The following is an 18,316-nucleotide window of genomic DNA, read 5'->3' on the forward strand; positions in this document are numbered from 1 at the left end:
ACAGGACGATCTGGTCATCCCAATTTCCGGGAGTTCTGGTAAAGACTCTTGCCTAGATGGAATAAAGACTCTTTACTGTCTTCATGAAGTCAGCAGGCTTTGCCGTCCGTGGAGTCATCGAAGGGTTCTACGGGCGTCCATGGAGTCACGAGCAGCGGCTCGACCTGCTCGGCTTCCTCGGCGAGCGAGGCATGAACACCTACGTGTACGCACCGAAGGCCGACCGGCCCTCGTGGCGGGAAGCCGGCACCCGGGGGCTCGCCGAGCTCGCCGTACGGGGCAGGCAGGCGGGCGTCGACGTCATCTACTGCCTCTCCCCCGGCCTGTCGCTGCGCTACTCCGACACCAAGGACGTCCAGACCCTGTGCGCCGCGTTCGGGTGGGCCATGGAGGCCGGGGCCGCCGGAGTGGGGCTGCTGCTCGACGACATCCCCATGCGGCTGCGGCACCCCGAGGACGTCAGCGCCTTCGACGACCTCGCCGAGGCCCAGGTCGCGCTCATCGACGCCGTCTTCGCGCGCACCGGACGGCTGACGGTCTGCCCCACCGTCTACTGCGGCACCGGCGACGACCCGTACCTACGGGCCCTGGGCCTGATCGACGCCCGGATCGACCTGTTCTGGACCGGCCGGAGCATCTGCTCCCCCACCATCGACCTGGCCGACGCCGCAGCCGTCACCCGCACGGGCTACGACCCGCACGAGAGCTGGGAGCGGGCGCTGGCCGACGTCGTCGGCGACGGCCCGGATCTGGCCGCCTACCGGGTCTTCGCCGACAACGTGCGCGGCTCCTGCCTGGAACCGCACGACGCGCCCAGGCTCACGGGGGTGCTGGAGCAGCGGGCGTTCGCGCGCGAGTCCGGTGACGCCGCGGCGGCCGACCGGCTGCTCGCCGTACACGCGAAAGAGCTGCTGGACGCGGCCGAGCACCTGCTGCGCGGGCCGGTGCGGCGGCGCGCGCTGGTGGAGGAGGCCCGGCCCTGGCTGGAGGAGTTCGAGCGGGGCGCGCTGGCGCTGCTGGCCGCCGCTCGTCAGGACTTACGACCGCACCCCCGTCGCCGCGCCCGCAAGCGGGTGTTCGGCGACTGTCTCGAGGAGTTCCCATGGTGAACAGGACGGCCGGGGCGCTCGCCCTGGTGTTGCTGGTGTCGGCCTGCGGTGGCGGCGGGCAGAGCCCGGCCACCGACAAGGTGTTACGGATCGCGATGAGCTCCCCCGGCGAGGAGCAGATCAAGGTCTGGAAGGACGTCGCGGCCCAGTACGAGAAGGCGCACCCGGGCGCCAAGGTCGAGCTCAACTTCCAGGAGGACGACCTCTACCAGAGCATCGGCCTGCAGAACCTGCTCAACGGCCGTCAGGCGCCCGACATCTACTTCGAGTGGGCGGGCGACCGGCTGCGCACCCGGGTCAAGGACGGCTTCGCGGCCGACATCTCCGCCCAGGTCACCGGAGGCCCCCTCAAGGGCCTCATCCCGGACGAGGCATACAAGCGCACCACGATCGACGGCAAGACGGTCATGGTGCCCTTCGCGGCCGATGTGACCAACGTCCTCTGGTACAACACCAGGATCCTGGCCGACGCCGGTGTGCAGCCGCCCAAGACGTTCGAGGAACTCCTCACGGCCTGCGACACGCTCAACGCCAAGGGCGTCACTCCGATCGCCTCGGGCAACAAGGACCTGTGGGCGGCCGGCAACTGGCTGTCCCACCTGGTCTCCCGGGTCGTCGGCGAGCAGTCCTACCAGGACGTGCTGTCGGGCAAGGCACCCATGGCCGACCCCGACTGGGAACGCGCGCTCGGCTACGTGGCCCAGCTCCGCGACCACAAATGCGTCAACAAGAGCGCCAACGCCGCCAACGACAACGAGGGCGCGCAGCTGTTCTTCCAGGGCAAGGCCGCCATGCACCCGATCGGTTCGTGGCTGGTCAGCTGGGCCCTGGACGAGGCGCCCAAGCTGGAGTTCGACTACGTCAACCTGCCGGCGATGACCGGTGGCGCGGGCGACCAGGACAGCGTGATCGGCGTCGTCACCGGCTACGTGATCAACGCCAGGAGCAGGAAGGTCAAGGAGTCGGCCGAGTTCCTGGCGCTGCTGAACTCGCCGGCCAACGCCGCCGCGTTCGTCAAGGCGGGCACCGTGCCCCAGGCCAGGGCGGAGGGCGCCGAGCAGGTCGACGCGCGCACCACCCGGCTCAACGACCTGCTGGCCGACGCCAGGACGGTGGTCTCCCCGCCGGACACCGGCTATGACCTCAAGCGCGCCGACGCGCTCTATCGTGCTCTGGCCGCGGTGCTCGGCGGGGCGAAGTCTCCCAAGGAAGCGCTGGCCGTCGCGGGATGAGACGCAAGCTCACGCCGTACCTGTTCGCCGCCCCGGCGCTGCTGGTGTTCGGCTTCGCGGTGCTCGCGCCCGCGCTGGCGACCGGGGCGTTCAGCCTGACCGAATGGACCGGCTTCGGGCCGATGACGTTCGTCGGCTTCGACAATTTCCTCAGAGCAGCCCAGGACACGATATTTCTGGACTCGTTTGTTCATGTCGGTGTCTACATCCTGGTGACCATCGTCGTGGAGGTCGCCGTCGGGCTCGTCCTGGCGGGGCTCCTGGTCACCCGGCGCGGCGGGGCGCCCTGGTTCCGCGTGGCGCTGTTCACGCCGGTCATGCTGCCGATGGTGGTCGTGGCCGTGCTGTGGGCGTTCGTCTACAACGCCGACTTCGGCCTGGTCAACGCCCTGCTGGAGCTCGTCGGCCTGCCGGGCAAGGTCTGGCTGGGCGACGAGAGCACAGCGCTGCTGGCCGTCTGCGCGGTCTCCGGCTGGGTGTACGCCGGGTTCTACATGGCGATCTTCTACGCGGCCTTCGCCCAGATCCCGTCGGACGTCATCGAGGCCGCCCGCCTCGACGGCGCCGGTGAGCCGGCCATCTTCCGCCGGATCAAGGTGCCGATGATCAGGGACGCGGTCGAGGTCTGCCTGCTGCTCTGCATCACGGGCGGATTCCAGACGTTCGACCTGTTCTACGTCATGACGGGCGGCGGGCCGTACAACGCGACGGAGATCCCCACCACCTACCTGACCCGCGTCGTCTTCCGCGACGGCGAGGTCGGGTACGGCTCCGCCATGGCGGTGCTGATGACCGCGGCCGTCGTGCTCATCGGGCTGGCCTTCATGCGCCTGCGCAGGAGGACCGCCCGATGAGAAGGCTCTCGACCGTGCTGCTGGCCGTGGTCTCGGCGGCGTTCTTCCTGCCGCTGTTGTGGATGGTCGCCTCCAGCTTCAAGTCCAACGCGCAGATCTTCGCCGACCCGTTCGCCCTGCCCGAGGCGCTGGACTTCGGCCGCTGGGCCGAGGCGTGGGAGGTCGGCGGCATCGGCGGGTACGCGCTCAACAGCGTGATCGTGACCTCGGTGTCGGTGCTGCTGATCCTGGCGCTGTCGTCGGCGGCGGCGTTCGCGTTCAGCCGCTTCGAGTTCCGCGGGCGCGGGCTGCTGATGGGCCTGCTGGCACTCGGGCTGCTGCTGCCGCTGCAGTCGTACTTCATCGCCCAGAGCACGATGTTCACCGAGCTGGCGCTGAGCGACACCCGATGGGCGTTGATCATCCCGTACACGGCCATGGGGCTGCCGCTGGCCACGTACCTGATCAAGGTGTACCTGGACGCGCTGCCACGCGAGCTGTTCGAGGCCGCGCACATCGACGGCGCCTCCGACCTGCGGGTCTACCTGCTGATCGCACTGCCGTTGCTGCGGCCGGGGCTGGCCACGGTGGCGGTGTTCTCGGCACTGTCGTGCTGGAACGAGTTCCTGCTGGCCCTGCTCTACATCCAGGACGACTCGCTCAAGACGATCCCGACCGGTCTACTGGCCTTCTCCAGCCGGTACGTCACCGACTACGGGCTGCTGTTCTCGGCCCTGTCGATCATCACGCTGCCGATGATCGCCGTGTACGTGGTGTTCAACCGTCAGGTGGTGAGCGGCATCACCGCGGGGAGCCTGAAGTAGCTTCGCCGCAGTTCTCGTACGGCCGGGCCGGTTCGGGCGCCGGCCGGCCGTACGAGCCGTCGGGACGCGCCTCGGGGTCCGGCGCGTTGGCCCTCAGGTCACCAGGCCCCTGCGGTAGGCGTAGACCACCGCCTGTACGCGGTCACGCAGGTCGAGCTTGGTCAGGATGCGTGACACGTACGTCTTGACGGTCTCCTGGCTGATCACCAGCGTGGCGGCGATCTCGCTGTTGGACCGGCCGTCGGCGATGAGACGCAGCACCTCCAGCTCGCGCGGGGTCAGCACGGTGTCCTCGGACGCGGCCGGGGCGGGGCGGATGCGGGCCGCGTACCGGCCGACGAGCTGCCGCGTCACCTCGGGGGCCAGCAGCGCCGCGCCCGAGGCGACGGTGCGGATGCCCTGCAGGAGCTGCGCCGGCGGGGCGTCCTTGAGCAGGAATCCGCTGGCCCCCGCGCGCAGCGCCTCGTAGACGTACTCGTCGAGGTTGAACGTCGTCACCACGAGCACCTTGACCGGGTTCGCGACCCCCGCGCCGGCCAGCAGGCGGGTGGCCTCGATGCCGCCGAGCACCGGCATGCGCACGTCCATGACGACGATGTCGGGGCTCAGCCGGCCGGCGAGGTCCACCGCGGCGCGGCCGTCGCCGCACTCCCCCACCACCTCCAGGTCCGGCTGGGCGTCGATGATCGTCGCGAAGCCGGTGCGGATCAGCGCCTGGTCGTCGCAGACCAGCACCCGGACGGGCGCGTTCACGACGGGTTGCCCGCGGGGATGCGGGCCCGTACCACGAAGCCGCCGCCCGCCTGCCGGTCGGCGCCGAACTCGCCGCCCAGGGCCTCCACCCGCTCGCGCAGCCCGGCCAGGCCCCGCCCGCTCCCACCCGGGGAGGCGGCCCGGGAGCCGGTGCCGTCGGTGCTGACCACCACGCTGATCTCCTTCTCGCCGTAGCGCACCTCGACCACGGTCGGGCTGCCATGGGCGTGTTTGAGGGCGTTCGTCAGGGCTTCCTGCACGACCCTATAGGTGACGAACTCGGCGCTGCCCGCCGATTCCGCCCAGCTGCCCCCCTCGGCGAACTCCACCGGCTGCCCGGCCCGGCGGGTCTGCTCCACGAGGGTGTGGAGCTCGCCGGCGGACGGCAGGCCGACGTCGGTGTCATGGTCGGCCTTGAGCAGGTCGAGCATGTGCCGCAGGTCGGCGATGGCCCGCCGGCCGGTGTCGGTGACGGCGCTCAGCGTCGCGTCGAGACGCTCGGGGACGGCGGTCAGGTAGCGGGCGGCCTCGGCCTGCACCACCATCGCCGTCACGTGATGCGTCACGACGTCGTGCAGCTCGCGGGCGATCCGGGTGCGTTCGGCGGCGCGGGTGGCCTCGGCGAGGTGGCGGCGGCGCTCCGCCTCGGCTGCGCGGGTGGACCGCAGCCACGCGCCGATGCCCCAGGCGAGGACGAGTGCCAGGTAGAACACCACGTACCCCTCCGCCTTCTCGGGCGCGCCGAGCCGGGTGAGCGCGAACGCGAGCGGCACGTACGCCACCGACAGCAGGACCACGGTGACGCGCCGGTGGCGCTCCAGGTGGGCGCCCGCGCTGATCAGCGCGATGGGCAGCACGTTGCTCGCCAGCACGTGGTAGGCGCGCAGCTGGTCAAGGGTGAAACCGAGCGACACCAGGGCCAGGCACACGGCCGGCCACCGCCGGCGGACGGCGAGCGGCAGGCACTCCAGGGCGATCACCGCGTACGCCACCGCGTCCAAGGGGCGGGCCGGCAGGTCGCCGACCTGCGTCCCCTTGCCGTGGAGCGCCGGCAGGAGGGACGCGACGGCCAGCAGCAGGCCGAACAGTAAGTCCCGGACGACGACGTCGCACCGCCGCCACAGGTCCGTGGCACGCCGCAGATCGATCATCGGGTGAGCGTAGCGCTCGTGCCGCGCCGGAACGGGACCACGGTGCCACGGCGGCGGGCCAGCCACATGAACCCGGCCATCAGCAGCAGACCGGCCACGACCGCGTACGGGCTCGCCTCGGGACCGAACGCGCCGCCCGTGAGCAGGGCCGGGCCCGACGTCACACCGTGCAGCAATCCCTGCGTCGCGCCGTTGCCCGAGACCTCGGCGCTGAAGATGCCGGCCGCCGCGAAGTTCCACCCGAAGTGCACGCCGATCGGCACCCACAGGGTACGGGTGGCGGCGTAGGCGGCGGCGAGCATGCCACCCGCCTCGATCGCGACGGCGACCGCGCCCCACAGGTCGGCGTGCGGGTTGAACAGGTGCGACAGGCCGAACAGCAGGCCGGTCAGCACGAGCGCGAGCCAGGTCCCCATGCGTTCCTCGGCGATCCGGAACAGGATGCCGCGGAAGAGCAGCTCCTCCGTGACCGCGGCGGCGGCCATGAAGCCGAACATCCCGGCCGCGCCCGCCGGGGAGCCCAGGCCGTCGATCCGGTAGCCGCCGACGAGGGCGAGGTTCACGATGACGGCCGTGAACAGCGCGGCGCCGAGCAGCGCCCCCCGTACGAGGGCGCGGGACGCGCCGCGCGTCGCCACCTCCGCCGGCGCGCGCTTCTCGGACCACCGCACCACGCGGGCGTACACGAACAGCGCCAGCACGGCCGTCCCGAGGCCGAGGAGCAGGGTGAGCAGCGGGCTCCCCTGCACCGCGCCCACGACCGCGCCGCCGGCGAAGGCGACCACCGCGACAGGCACGAGCTGTTTGAACAATCGCATGACGACTCCCTCATCTGGCGGACGGCTCCACGGCGGAGGCCACCGCAATGCCGGAAACGCTAGAGATGTGGCGGTCCGGAATCGTCACCGTGCGGTGGACACTCTCGGGTAGCTCGCACGGGGGACGGCGGCCCTTCCCCGCGGCCCGCGCTTGTCCCCCGCGCGAGCTACCGGTGAATGTCCACTGTGCGGTGAAGATCCAGACACCGCCCGGTCCGTAGCGTTGCAGCGCAGCCACGGCGTTCCGTTCGCGTTCTTCCGCTCGCACCCGCCGTGCGCCTCACCCCGGCGTCGACTCTCTCACTGGAGGACCTCATGCTCGGCAGGATCAAGACACCCGTTGTGGCCGCGCTGTGCTGCGTCGGGCTCGGCGCGGGGGTCGCCGGTTGCGACGGCGACCGGATGGAGAACTGGGACCCCTTCGCCCCCTCCACACCGACCTCCGAGGCCGCCCCGATCTCCGGCACCGAGAAGATCTCCGTGGCGGGCCGGTCGGTGAACGTGTCCTGTTCGGGCGAGCCGGCGAAGGACAGGCCGGTCGTCGTCCTGCTGCACGGCGGAGGCGACGGGCTGGACAAGATGGCCGCCCTGCAGAAGGCGCTGAGCGAGAAGAACCGGGTCTGCTCCTACGACCGGCTCGGCGCGGGCGCGAGCGACCAGCCGGACGGCCCGCAGGACTTCGCCGGCAGCGGCAGGATCCTGACCGGGGTGCTCGACCGCGTCGCCGGTGACGATCCGGTCGTCCTGGCCGGTCACTCGCTGGGCGGCCTGATCGCCGCCAGGTACGCCCCCGACCACCAGGACAGAATCAAGGGGCTGGTCCTGCTGGACGCCACCCCGCCCACCATGATGAGCGACATCGAGAAGGCGATCCCCGCGTCCGCCAAGGGCCCGGCGGCCGAACTGCGCGCGCAGAACCTGGCGATCTTCCAGGGGCAGAACCCGGAGAAGCTCGTCGTCACCGACGGCGAGGTCCGCTCCGCCGGTGACATCCCCGTAGAGGTGATCAGGCACGGCAAGCCGTACCTGGAGGCCCTGCCCGCGTACGGGCCGCGTCTGGAGCGGGCGTGGGCCGCGGGCCAGCGCAAGTGGCTCGCGCTGTCCGGCCGCAGCAAGCTCAGCACGGCCGCGAACAGCGAGCACTACATCTACGTCGACCAGCCCGGCGTCGCCGTCCAGGCCATCGACCGCGTCACCGCCGAGGCCGCCCGCCAGGCGCAGGGCGGATGACCTGCGCGGCGATCGCGGCCCCCGCCAGGTTCTGGTACAAGGCTGGATCATGACAGCAGTGTTCGTCAGGTTCGCACCTGAGGATGTCGATGACCCGGTCGCCTTCCTCACCGATGAGGAGTGGCCCTTTCACGTCGGCCGGCCCGAGTCCGTCGCCTACGGCATCCTGCGCCCGGACTGGGAGACGGGCCGGCTCACACCGGTTCCATGGCAGGACGAGCCCTGACGGTCCGCGCCGGACGAACCGTGAAGATCGCTCGGGCCGGACGCCGGCCGCCCCGCGGCGCTGTGATCTGTGGCGGCGTCCCTGTTAGGGTGGGCGCCGGTGCGCCGGGAAGTCTGGTCGGCAAGGTCGTCCGTTGATCCTGACCGGAGGCGTTCCATGGTGATTGTCCGGCGGAGCCGCTGATGAGCGCGCCGCTGACCGCGTTCGCGTGCGTCCTGCTGCTGGCCGTGCTGCTGTCCAGCCTGGCCCACCGCACCATCCTGTCCACGGCCGCGCTGTTCCTCGTGGCCGGGTTCGTGCTGGGCGACGGTGTGCTCGGCGTGGTCTCGCTCAGGCCGGGTGACGACCTGGTCGGCACGCTGGCCGAGCTGGCGCTGTTCACCGTGCTGTTCACCGACGGGATGCGGGTGGGCTGGGCCGAGCTGCGCGGCGCCTGGAAGCTGCCCGGCCGGGCGCTCGGCTGGGGGCTGCCGCTCACCCTGGTCATCACCGCCGCCTGCGCCCACTGGCTGCTCGGCCTGGGCTGGGTCGAGTCGCTGCTGATCGGCGCGATCCTGGCCCCGACGGACCCCGTCTTCGCCGCCGCCCTGGTCGGCAACGAGAAGGTGCCGCCCCGGCTGCGGCAGCTCCTCAACGTCGAGTCCGGCGTCAACGACGGCCTGGCGCTGCCCTTCGTCATCCTCTTCCTGGCCGTTGCGGCGGGCTCCGACGATCTGCGTCTGGGCGAGCTGGGGCTTGAGCTGGGGCTGGGCATCGTCATCGGGGTGGTGATCCCGTGGGCGGCGATCAAGCTGGAGCAGACCCGCTGGTTCGCCGCCTCCACCGCCTACGAGCCGCTCAACGCCCTGGCCATCGGCCTGCTCGTGCTGGCCGTGGGCAAGGCCACGCACGGCAACCTGTTCCTGGCCGCCTTCTCGGCCGGTATCACCGTGGCCACGTTCGGGCCGCGGCAGCGGGAGTCGTTCGAGCACTTCGGCGAGCTCATCGCCGAGCTTTTCAAGCTGGCCGCGCTGCTGGTGTTCGGCGCGCTCATCACCCCGGCGCTGCTCGGCTCGGTCGGCTGGCAGGGCTGGCTGTTCGCGGTGCTCGCGCTGGTGCTGGCGCGGCCGGTGGCGATCTGGGTGTCGTTCCTGCGTTCCGGGCTCTCGGTGCGCGAGCAGGCGGCGGTGGCCTGGTTCGGCCCCAAGGGCTTCGCCTCCGTCGTGTACGGGCTGCTCGTCCTGGCCTCGGGGATCGCCGCCGCCCAGCAGGTGTTCCAACTCGTCGCGGTGACCATCGTGCTGTCGATCCTGCTGCACTCCTCCACCGACATCGTCGTCGCGCGGGGATTCGACGACGAGCATGACGTCCCCGCCTGGTTCGGACGGCTGCGCGGACGCGAACGATCGTCATGAGATTTCGAGGCCCTGGCCGCGATGAGTTCCGGCGCTCCACCGGGTCTCCACTCAGGACGACCACCACGACTCAGGAGACATTCATGGGCAAGGTCATCTACTGGATGAACACCTCGATCGACGGCTACATCGAGGATGCCGGCGGTGGCATGGACTTCATGGACCCGCCCGAGGACTTCCACCAGGCGGCGAACGACCATCTTCGCCGGACCGGGGCGTTCCTGTTCGGGCGGCGGCTGTACGAGGCGATGGAGAAGCCCTGGACGCAGGACCTCGGCGGCGAAGGCGCGCCGCCCGTCGAGCGGGAGTTCGCCGAGCTCTACAAGGTGACGCCGCGGTACGTCTTCTCCGACACCCTCCAGACCGTCCCCGAAGGGGTCACGATCGTCCGCCGCGAGGACGCCGTGTCCGTGGTGACGCGCCTCAAGCAGGAGATCGACGGCACCCTCCAGATCGGCGGCCCCGAGCTGGCCGCCTCCCTGCTGGACCTGATCGACGAGTTCTGGGTGTACGAGTTCCCGGTGCTCGTCGGGGGCGGCAAGCCGTACCTGGCCGTGAGCGGGAAGGTACGGCTGCGCATGGTCGAGCACCGTTCCCTCGCCTCGGGAATCATGTTCCGGCGCTACGCACGCCCCTGACCGACCGGCAGCGGACCGGCTACGACGAGGGGCCGCCCGCGTGGCGGCCGAAGGAGCGCCGGTAGGCGGCCGGCGTGGTGTGGACCAGGGAGTGGAAACGTCTGCGGAGGTTGGCGGCCGAGGACAGGCCGACCTTGACCGCGATCGTCTCCACCGGGAGATCGGTCTCCTCCAGCAGCGCGCGCGCCGCCGTGACGCGCTGCTGGAGGAGCCATCGGCCAGGGCTGACACCGAGCTGGTCGGCGAACCTGCGGGCCAGGGTCCGCGCGGAGACCTTGGCCTGTGCGGCGAGGTCGTCGAGGGTGAGGGGGCCGTGCAGCCGTTCGGCGGCCCAGTCGAGCACCGGCGCCAGAGACTCCGGCGGGAGGCCGGCGGGGGGCACGGTGCTGTACTGCAACTGGCCGCCCTCGCGGTGCGGTGGCATGACCATGTGGCGGGCGATGTGCGCGGCGTAGGCTGCGCCGTGGTCGGCGCGGGCCAGGTGCAGGCACAGGTCGATGCCGGCGGCGGTGCCGGCGCTGGTCGCGAGGTCGCCCAGGTCGATGTACAACGTGTCGGGTTCGACCTGTACGTCGGGAAAACGGGCCGCGAGCTCGGCGGCGAGCCGCCAGTGGGTGGTCGCCCGGCGGTGGTCCAGCAGCCCTGTCTCGGCGAGCAGGAAGGTGCCCGAGCAGATCGTGACGATGCGGGCGCCTCGCCGGTGAGCCCTCCGGACCGCGTCGATCACGGCGGGCGGCGCCGGGTCGTCACGGCGGTGCCATCCGGGGATCACCACCATGTCGGCCGTCTCCAACGCCGGGAGTCCCTCGCCGACCGCCATGTCGAATCCCGCCAGGGTCGGCACGACGCCCGGACGCTCGGCGCACACCTGGAACCCGTACCGGGCGGGCAGGCCGGGACGGCGCACGCCGAAGACCTCGGCGGCGCACGCCAGCTCGAACGGGGACTGTGGCGGCAGGACCAGCGCGACCACTCGCTGAACACTCATGGCAGGAAAATACCCGCAGACGTCAATCCAGACACTGGGCGGGGGACGTCGTCCGCCGCGACGATGGGGGCATGACGCAAGAGTCGAGCGACGTCCAGATCCTGCACGTTGACGAGGTCGATCCCGTTGAGGTCGTCCCCGGGATCGTCCGGCGGCGCCTGCCCGCCACCGAGTGGGCCCGCGGCTGGATGTACGACTTCGCCCCGGGAACCGAATGGCCCGATGTCGACGTGCACGAGGGCGAGGAACGCTATTACGTGATCTCCGGCGAGTTCATCGACCGGGGGCGGCGGCTCGGGCCGGGCAGCTATGTGGTGTTCGCGCCGGGCAGCACGCACCGGCCGCGTACGGAGACGGGCGCGCGCATGCTGGGCATCAGCATCCTCATCCCATAACCGCCTCACCGGGCACGTCTCCGGGGCCCCACGGATGCCGTGACGATTTCACGGGCGTCGCCCGCCGGGACGGACAGAGAGTTCCAGAGCCGCGACTTATCGGTGAGCCGAGCGTGCGAACGTTTCCCACCCGTACGCGAACGACCGAAGAATCCTTGCGCGCCATGACCGGACGGGTAAAGCTCTTCGGGGCGAACCGCCGGATCGCTCTCGAACTCCTTATCCTTCAGTGAGGGCAATGAGTAATGGAGAACCTGAGTGACGTGCTGCGCCTGCGACGCGAACAGGCCGGCCTGACCCAGCAGGAACTCGCCGCCCGGTCCGGGGTGAGCGTCGCCGTCATCCGCGACGTCGAGCAGGGCCGCACGCGCCGTCCGCGCGCCGCGACCCTGCGCCGCCTGTCGGACGTCCTTCCGCTGGTCACGTCGGACGATCCCCTCGGCGGTCCGGCGACGTCGGCGCTCTGGCTGCGGATCCTGGGCCCGCTCGAAGTGCGGACGCGCGGCTCGCATGTCGCGTTGGGCGGCGAGCGGCAGAGAGGCGTTCTCGGGCTGCTCGCGCTGTCCGCGAACCAGGTGGTGCCGATGGAATCCATCGCCGACGCATTATGGGGGGACGCGCCCGGCGACGGTCATATCAGAGCGGTGCACGGCCATGTCAGCAAGCTTCGCCGTACATTGCATCACGGGGCCCGGAACAAGAAACTCATCATTTGCCGTCAGCACGGTTATCAGCTGTCCGTGGCGGACGGCGACGTGGACGTCCTGGCATTCCGGCGCCTTCTTCGCCAGGCGCGTGAACATCGTGACAGGGCCGATCTCGACGCGGCCGCGGTGTCGTTCGGGCAGGCGATGGATCTGTGGCGGGACAGCCCGCTGCTGGACGTTCCGGCGCTGCACAACCATCCCAAGGTGTCCGCGTTGAGCGCGGAGCGGGTGACGGCCGCGCTGGAGTTCGCGGAGGTGGCCGAGTCGCTCGGCCGGCACGAGCTCGTCCTGTCGCCGCTGCGTGCGATCACGCAGGTGGAACGGCTGCACGAGCGGGCGCACGCGCGGCTGATGATCGCGCTCGCCGGCTGCGGCGAGCAGGCCGCCGCGCTGGAGGTGTTCAGCGGGATCAGCCGGCGGCTGGTCGACGACCTGGGGGTGTCGCCCGGCCCGGAACTGGTGGACGCGCAACTCCACGTCCTCAGACAAGGCGTGGACGGCGCCGTGGAGATCCGGACGCCGGAGGGCGGCGGCGCGCCCGCCGCCCCCCGCGAGCTGCCCCCCGTGGTGCCGGGTTTCGTCGGGCGGTCCGGGCTGATCGAGGCGCTCGTGCGCGACGTGGTCGGCAGACGCCCGCAGCCGATCCTGATCTCCGGTTGTGGCGGCATCGGCAAGTCGGCGCTGGCGGTCCAGGTGGCCTGGCAGGCCGCCGCCCGGTTTCCCGACGGGCAGTTCTACCTCAACCTGCACGGCTCGACGCCGGACCTCGAACCGCTGGACCCCCTGCGGTCCCTCGGCCGCCTGCTGCGATCGCTCGGCGTGGACCGGGCCGCCGTGCCCACGGACGTCGACGAGGCCGCCGCCCAGTTCCGGTCCCGCACCGCCGGACGCCGCATGCTGTTCGTGTTCGACAACGTGCTGGACGTCAAGCAGGTACGCGCGCTGCTCCCGGCGAGCCCGACCTGCGGTGTCATCGTGACCAGCCGCAGGACGCTCGCCGCGCTGGAGGGCCGGATCCCGTACGAGCTGGAGGTGCTGCCCGAGGAGGACTGCCGCGCCCTGCTGACCCGCCACGCCCCCGATCACGCGGCAGGGCCGGACGCCGACACCGAGGCCCAGAACGCCGTGGCCCGGCAGTGCGCGTACCTTCCGCTGGCGCTCTCGATCGCGGCCGCCCGCCTCTCGGTGCGGCCCGCGTGGACCTGGCGGACCCTGGCGGAGAGGCTGGCCGAGGAGGGACGGCGTCTCACGGAGCTGGAGCTGGAGGACCGTGCGGTCAGGGCCAGCCTCATGGTCGGCTACCGGGATCTCGACCCGGCGCAGGCCCGCATGTTCCGGTGCATGAGCCTGCTCAACGTCACGGAGCTCGGCGTGGACACCGCCGCCGCGCTCGCCGGCCTCCCGGTCCTGGCCGCGGAGGACCTGCTCGACCAGCTCACCGAGGCGCATCTGGTGCAGACCGTCGCCCCCGGACGCTATTGCGTGCACGATCTCACCCGGCTCTTCGCCCGGGAGCTCTCCGTGGCGCACGACCCGCCGCAGGAGCGGCGGCGTGCCGTCCTGCGCGCGCTGCACAGCCGGCTGGCCGTGGCCAGGGACGCGAGCAGGCAGGTGATCCCCGTCGCCGTCTGGCGTACGACGCTGGGTCCGGCGACGCCCGGCGCGAGGCCGGGTTTCCGTGACCGTCAGGAGGTGTACGCCTGGGTCGACGCGGAGGCCGCCCAACTTCCGGCCATGCTGGACGGCGCCGCGGCGCTGGGCGCCGACGACCTGGTCACCGCCCTGTCGGCGGCGCTGTTCTTCCCGCTGTACGAACGAGGGCGGTGGCGGGAGTTGTGGGAGGTCAGCGAGATGGGCGCCGCCGCCGCCGACCGCCTGCGCGACCCCCACCACCGGGCGGTCACCCACGGCGACCTCGGTTACGTGCTGGCCGACCTCGGCCGGCTGGACGAGGCGCTGGTCCACCTGAAGGTGTCACTCGGACAACACCGGCTGACCGGCAACCGCCGGGGAGAGGCCGCCCAGCTCGACCGGATGGGGGTCGTCTACAGCAGGCTGGGCCGTTTCGCGGAGGCCATCGGCAACTTCCGCCTCTCGGTCGACCTCGAATGCGGCCAGGGCAACCGGTACGGCGAGGCGATCACGCTGACCAACCTCGGGCTCACGTACCTGCGCAGCGGCGCCCCGGAGGCGGCCGTCACGGCCTTCGGCGACGCCCTGTCCGGCACCCGCGAGATCGAGGACCTGGTGGGTTCGGCCATCGCGCTCGGCTACATCGCCGAGGCCCACCGGCGCATGGGCCACCACGAGGAGTCCGCGCGCCACTTCCTCATGGCGCTCGACGCCGACCGCGCGGCCGACGACCTCGGCAGCTGCACGGAGGCCGGCCACTGGTGGGGCCTGGGCCTGGTCCACCGCGCACTCGGGGCGGAGGATCGCGCCCGGGAATGCCGGCGCAACGCCGCGACGATCCTGCACGACCTCCGGCTCATCAGCGCCGGCGAACGGTCCCGCATCGAGACCGGCGACGCCCCGGGCACGCCCGACGTCATCCTCAGGAACCTGTGAGCGCGGCGGGCGTACCGCTTCCCGTACCGCCGGTCCGCACCTCTGGCGGCGCGGCGCCGTCGGCCCAGGTCACCGTGCCTGCCGGGGGCGGGAATCCCCGTACCGCCGGCCGCCACAAAATCGCGAGATGCGCCGTTCAGGATGGAGTGATCCATCGAGGAACGGCAAGCACGGGCCTTCGTGAGGACCAGTTGGTGAAGGAGAGCGGAACCATGATCGCGACGATCACGAGAATCAGCGACCGCCTGCTCGAGCGGGTCGCGCCCAAGGCCGACGCGTCGGCCACCGCGGCCGGCTGCACGTGGAGGTACATGTGCTGCACCATGGGCGGCCAGGTCGTCTACGGCAAGCGGCTGTACGACCTCGTCCACGGCACGAATTGCGGCGCGTGCACGGTCATCTCCAGCTACTGCTAGCCGTTGAACGCTTGTCCGCCCGGTCCGGGCGGACAAGCGCGTTTTGATCTCCGTATCGAGGAAATCTGGTGGAGTTTGTCGCTTTTGGCGGCCAATGTCTGATCGGTGTCGTCTTCGCGGTGTCGGCACTGAGCAAGGCCCGCGGCCGCACGGCCTTCGCCGAGTTCGTACGGGCGACCGGACCCCTGCTCGCCGCCCTGCTGGGGCACGGCACGAGCCCACGGGCCACCCGCCGGGCCGCGGCAGCGGTCGTCGCGGCGGAGTCGGCCGTCCCGGTGCTGATCGCCGCGCAGGTTCTGCATCCGTTCGCGTCCGTCGTGGGGCTGGCCGCCGCCGTCGTCCTGCTCGGCGTGTTCAGCGCGGCGCTGGCACGTGCCCTGCGTCGCGGGGTGCGGACGTCCTGCCGGTGCTTCGGAGCGTCGCCCGCCCCTCTGGGACGACGCCATCTGGTCCGCAACGTCGTGCTCCTGGCGGTGGCCCTGATAGGCGGGTCCGCCCGCCCGGAGCTGTGGTCGCAGCCGGTCGGCACGGCGGTCGCGGGCGGCGTGGGAGTGGTGCTGGCCGTACTCGTCAGCCGGCTTGACGACCTGGTCGAACTGTTCGTGTCCCCGGCGGCGGCGAGCGCTGGATCGGTGCCGAAAGGAGAACGTCATGTCGTTGCTCGTCACCGGGATGATCCTGGTGGGGGCGCTGTGCCTCTTCGACCTGGTGCTGACCCTGGGAGTGGTCAGACGGCTGCGGGAGCACACCACTCAACTGCAGAGCCTCCTGTCCCACGGTGACCGTTCGCCGGGCAGGGCCGGCGGGGACGTCGGCGACTTCCTGGCCACCACCGTCGACGGTGAGCAGGTCTCCCGCGACCTGCTGACGGGCGAGACCCTGGTCGCCTTCTTCAGCCCCGGATGCACGACGTGCCGGGAGACGCTGCCGGAGTTCGTCGAGTTCGCCCGGGCGCTGCCGGGCGGGCGCCGGCAGGTGCTCGCCGTCCTCGCCGGTGACCGGGAGGACAGCGACGAGATGGTCAGGACGCTCACCCCGGTGGCCCGCGTGGCCCTGGAGGACTTCGACGGCGAGCTCAGCCGGGCCTTCGCGGTCGACGCCTTCCCCTCGCACTACGTCGTCGACAGCACCGGCGCGCTGCTCGCGACCGCGCCCGACGTCGCCCTGCTGCGGGCCACGAGGGCTGCGTGAGCCGGGAACCACGGACATCTCCCGGCGCGTTCGCGGCCACCGCTGCGCGTGCGGTGGCGCTGACGTTCCGTTCGGCGCCTCTGCACGGCCTGGCGTATCTGGTGTGCACCGCGGCGGTCGCGGTGATCCCGGTCGCGGTGGCCTGGCTGACGAAGACCGTCCTGGACCGGTTGACGTCCGCGCCGGGCTCGCCGTCCGGGCTGGTGGGGCCCGCGGCGGGGCTCGCGGCGGTGGGGGTCGCGCTCGGGGTCGTGCCCCAGGTCTCCCAGTACCTGCGGGCCGAGATGGACCGCAGGGCCGCCCTGCGCGCGCACGACGAGCTGTTCGCGGCGGTCGAGCAGGTGGCGGGGGTGGCCAGGTTCGAGGATCCGCACTTCCAGGACCGGCTCCGGCTGGCCCAGCAGAGCGCGTCAGCACCGGCCAGGACCGCCGACGCGGTGTTCGAGGTGGTACGCGGGGCGCTCACCATGGGCGGGTTCCTCGGCTCGCTGACCGTGATCAGCGCGCGGTTCACCGTCGTCGTGCTCGCCGCCGCCGTCCCCACGGTGCTGCTGGAACTGCAGCTGTCCCGGCGGCGCGCCGCCATGATGTGGCGGATCGGCCCGATGGAACGGCGGCAGATGTTGTACGGCGACCTGCTCGCCAGCGCGACGGCGGCCAAGGAGATCCGGCTGTTCGGGCTCGGCGCCTATCTCCGCGGCCGGCTGATCTCCGAGCGGCGCGCCGCCGACGACTACCGGCGGCGGACGGACCGGCGGGAGGTCGTCGTCCAGGGGGCCCTGGCGGCGCTGTCGGCGGTCATCGCCGGCGGTGGCCTGGTGTGGGTCGTCGTCGCGGCCGGGCGGGGTCAGGTCACGGTGGGCGACGTCTCGATGTTCGTGGCCGTGGTCGCCGGCCTTCAGGGGGCGCTCGGCGGGCTGATCACGTCGATGGCCGGGGCGCACCACCAGGTGCTCCTGTTCGGCCACTACGTCGCGGTGGTCGACGCCGGGCCGGACCTGCCCCCGCCGGACGATCCGGCGCCCCTGCCCGCCCTTCGCCACGGCATCGAACTGCGCGACGTCTGGTTCCGCTACAGCGACGACCATCCGTGGGCGCTGCGCGGTGTCACCCTGTTCCTCCCCCACGGCGCGTCGACGGCGCTGGTCGGCCACAACGGCGCCGGCAAGAGCACGCTGGTCAAGCTGCTGTGCCGGTTCTACGACCCCACCAGGGGAGCGATCCTCTGGGACGGGGTGGACCTGCGCGACGTGCCCGTGGCGGAGTTGCGCCACCGCATCGGCGCGGTGCTCCAGGACTTCATGACCTACGACTTCAGCGCGGCCGACAACATCGCCATGGGCGATCTGACGGCGCTCGGCGACCTGGAACGGATCCGCGGCGCGGCCGTCCGGGCCGGGATCGACGGCACCCTGTCCGGCCTGCCCCACGGCTACGGGACGCTGCTGACCCGGCTGTTCTTCACCGACGCCGAGGGGGACGATCCCGGCAACGGGGTGATGCTGTCCGGCGGCCAGTGGCAGCGGGTGGCGCTCGCCCGCGCCTTCCTCCGCGAGGACCGGGACCTGATGATCCTGGACGAGCCGAACGCGGGCCTGGACCCCGAGGCCGAGCACGAGGTGCACGACCGGCTGCGGGGCATGCGCGACGGCCGCAGCAGCCTGCTCGTCTCCCATCGTCTCAACACGATCCGGGACGCCGACCTCATCGTCGTCCTGTCCGGCGGGCTGGTCGTCGAACAGGGGCGGCACGCCGACCTGCTCGCCGCCCGGGGCACGTACGCCCGGCTGTTCACCGTCCAGGCGGCCGGTTACGCCGAGGAGCCCGTGACGCGATGAGGGGA

The 18,316-nt window shown here is 71.6% G+C and carries 17 protein-coding genes and 1 pseudogene; 14 read left to right on the forward strand and 4 right to left on the reverse strand.

Annotation, left to right across the window (positions count from 1 at the left end; translation table 11 throughout):
- Nucleotides 1-83 precede the first annotated feature (83 nt).
- From ACIHAD_RS38915 to ACIHAD_RS38930, 4 genes are read left to right on the forward strand one after another with little or no spacing between them, the layout of a single operon-like run.
- Entirely contained in the window at nt 84-1,109 is a 1,026-nt protein-coding gene (locus tag ACIHAD_RS38915) for a beta-N-acetylglucosaminidase domain-containing protein (protein ID WP_397359775.1), read from the forward strand.
- Nucleotides 1,103-2,341, forward strand: coding sequence for an ABC transporter substrate-binding protein (locus tag ACIHAD_RS38920; protein WP_397359776.1), 1,239 nt, complete (start codon nt 1,103-1,105; stop codon nt 2,339-2,341). The genes ACIHAD_RS38915 and ACIHAD_RS38920 overlap by 7 nt, the downstream gene beginning before the upstream one ends.
- Nucleotides 2,338-3,195 (forward strand): carbohydrate ABC transporter permease, encoded by an 858-nt coding sequence (locus tag ACIHAD_RS38925; RefSeq protein WP_397359777.1) that lies wholly within the window; start codon nt 2,338-2,340, stop codon nt 3,193-3,195. Before ACIHAD_RS38920 ends, ACIHAD_RS38925 begins: the two co-directional genes overlap by 4 nt.
- On the forward strand, nt 3,192-3,998 hold the full coding sequence (locus ACIHAD_RS38930) for a carbohydrate ABC transporter permease (protein ID WP_397359778.1): 807 nt from the start codon (nt 3,192-3,194) through the stop codon (nt 3,996-3,998). The genes ACIHAD_RS38925 and ACIHAD_RS38930 overlap by 4 nt, the downstream gene beginning before the upstream one ends.
- 93 nt (nt 3,999-4,091) lie before the next feature.
- On the opposite strand, the gene ACIHAD_RS38935 is transcribed toward ACIHAD_RS38930, so the two are convergent.
- From ACIHAD_RS38935 to ACIHAD_RS38945, 3 genes are read right to left on the reverse strand one after another with little or no spacing between them, the layout of a single operon-like run.
- Nucleotides 4,092-4,751 (reverse strand): response regulator, encoded by a 660-nt coding sequence (locus ACIHAD_RS38935; RefSeq protein WP_397359779.1) that lies wholly within the window; start codon nt 4,749-4,751, stop codon nt 4,092-4,094.
- Nucleotides 4,748-5,902 (reverse strand): sensor histidine kinase, encoded by a 1,155-nt coding sequence (locus ACIHAD_RS38940; RefSeq protein ID WP_397359780.1) that lies wholly within the window; start codon nt 5,900-5,902, stop codon nt 4,748-4,750. The genes ACIHAD_RS38935 and ACIHAD_RS38940 overlap by 4 nt, the downstream gene beginning before the upstream one ends.
- A complete protein-coding gene (locus ACIHAD_RS38945) occupies nt 5,899-6,720 on the reverse strand; it encodes a lysostaphin resistance A-like protein (protein WP_397359782.1) in 822 nt (273 codons plus the stop codon). The genes ACIHAD_RS38940 and ACIHAD_RS38945 overlap by 4 nt, the downstream gene beginning before the upstream one ends.
- A 315-nt stretch (nt 6,721-7,035) precedes the next feature.
- On the opposite strand from ACIHAD_RS38945, the gene ACIHAD_RS38950 reads away from it, so the two are divergent.
- The 4 genes from ACIHAD_RS38950 (at nt 7,036) to ACIHAD_RS38965 (ending at nt 10,208) form a co-directional block, all read left to right on the forward strand.
- Nucleotides 7,036-7,950, forward strand: a complete 915-nt coding sequence (locus tag ACIHAD_RS38950; RefSeq protein WP_397359783.1) for an alpha/beta fold hydrolase — start codon at nt 7,036-7,038, stop codon at nt 7,948-7,950.
- A gap of 49 nt (nt 7,951-7,999) precedes the next feature.
- Complete coding sequence (locus tag ACIHAD_RS38955; RefSeq protein ID WP_397359784.1) at nt 8,000-8,176, forward strand: hypothetical protein; 177 nt, start codon at nt 8,000-8,002, stop codon at nt 8,174-8,176.
- Between the two features lie 182 nt (nt 8,177-8,358).
- Nucleotides 8,359-9,570, forward strand: coding sequence for a cation:proton antiporter (locus ACIHAD_RS38960; protein WP_397359785.1), 1,212 nt, complete (start codon nt 8,359-8,361; stop codon nt 9,568-9,570).
- Between the two features lie 83 nt (nt 9,571-9,653).
- Nucleotides 9,654-10,208, forward strand: coding sequence for a dihydrofolate reductase family protein (locus ACIHAD_RS38965; protein WP_397359786.1), 555 nt, complete (start codon nt 9,654-9,656; stop codon nt 10,206-10,208).
- 19 nt (nt 10,209-10,227) lie between these two features.
- Here the strand turns inward: ACIHAD_RS38965 and ACIHAD_RS38970 are convergent, their stop codons facing one another.
- The gene (locus ACIHAD_RS38970) at nt 10,228-11,196 is read right to left on the reverse strand and encodes a GlxA family transcriptional regulator (protein WP_397359787.1); all 969 of its coding nucleotides are present in this window, start codon (nt 11,194-11,196) and stop codon (nt 10,228-10,230) included.
- A gap of 71 nt (nt 11,197-11,267) precedes the next feature.
- On the opposite strand from ACIHAD_RS38970, the gene ACIHAD_RS38975 reads away from it, so the two are divergent.
- From ACIHAD_RS38975 to ACIHAD_RS39000, 6 genes and pseudogenes are all read left to right on the forward strand, one after another.
- Nucleotides 11,268-11,591, forward strand: coding sequence for a cupin domain-containing protein (locus ACIHAD_RS38975; RefSeq protein ID WP_397359788.1), 324 nt, complete (start codon nt 11,268-11,270; stop codon nt 11,589-11,591).
- Between the two features lie 245 nt (nt 11,592-11,836).
- On the forward strand, nt 11,837-14,866 hold the full coding sequence (locus ACIHAD_RS38980; RefSeq protein WP_397359789.1) for a BTAD domain-containing putative transcriptional regulator: 3,030 nt from the start codon (nt 11,837-11,839) through the stop codon (nt 14,864-14,866).
- A gap of 212 nt (nt 14,867-15,078) precedes the next feature.
- Nucleotides 15,079-15,282 carry a hypothetical protein gene (locus tag ACIHAD_RS38985; protein WP_352366027.1) on the forward strand — a complete coding sequence of 68 codons (204 nt, stop codon included), beginning with the start codon at nt 15,079-15,081 and terminating at the stop codon, nt 15,280-15,282.
- A 119-nt stretch (nt 15,283-15,401) separates the two neighbouring features.
- A pseudogene (locus ACIHAD_RS38990) lies at nt 15,402-15,710 on the forward strand (MauE/DoxX family redox-associated membrane protein); the annotation flags it as partial.
- Between the two features lie 223 nt (nt 15,711-15,933).
- The gene (locus ACIHAD_RS38995; protein ID WP_397359790.1) at nt 15,934-16,473 is read left to right on the forward strand and encodes a TlpA disulfide reductase family protein; all 540 of its coding nucleotides are present in this window, start codon (nt 15,934-15,936) and stop codon (nt 16,471-16,473) included.
- On the forward strand, nt 16,470-18,311 hold the full coding sequence (locus ACIHAD_RS39000; protein ID WP_397359791.1) for an ABC transporter ATP-binding protein: 1,842 nt from the start codon (nt 16,470-16,472) through the stop codon (nt 18,309-18,311). Before ACIHAD_RS38995 ends, ACIHAD_RS39000 begins: the two co-directional genes overlap by 4 nt.
- Nucleotides 18,312-18,316: the final 5 nt, after the last annotated feature.

Source organism: Nonomuraea sp. NPDC052265 (genome assembly GCF_044547985.1).
In the GTDB taxonomy this organism is placed as follows: domain Bacteria; phylum Actinomycetota; class Actinomycetes; order Streptosporangiales; family Streptosporangiaceae; genus Nonomuraea.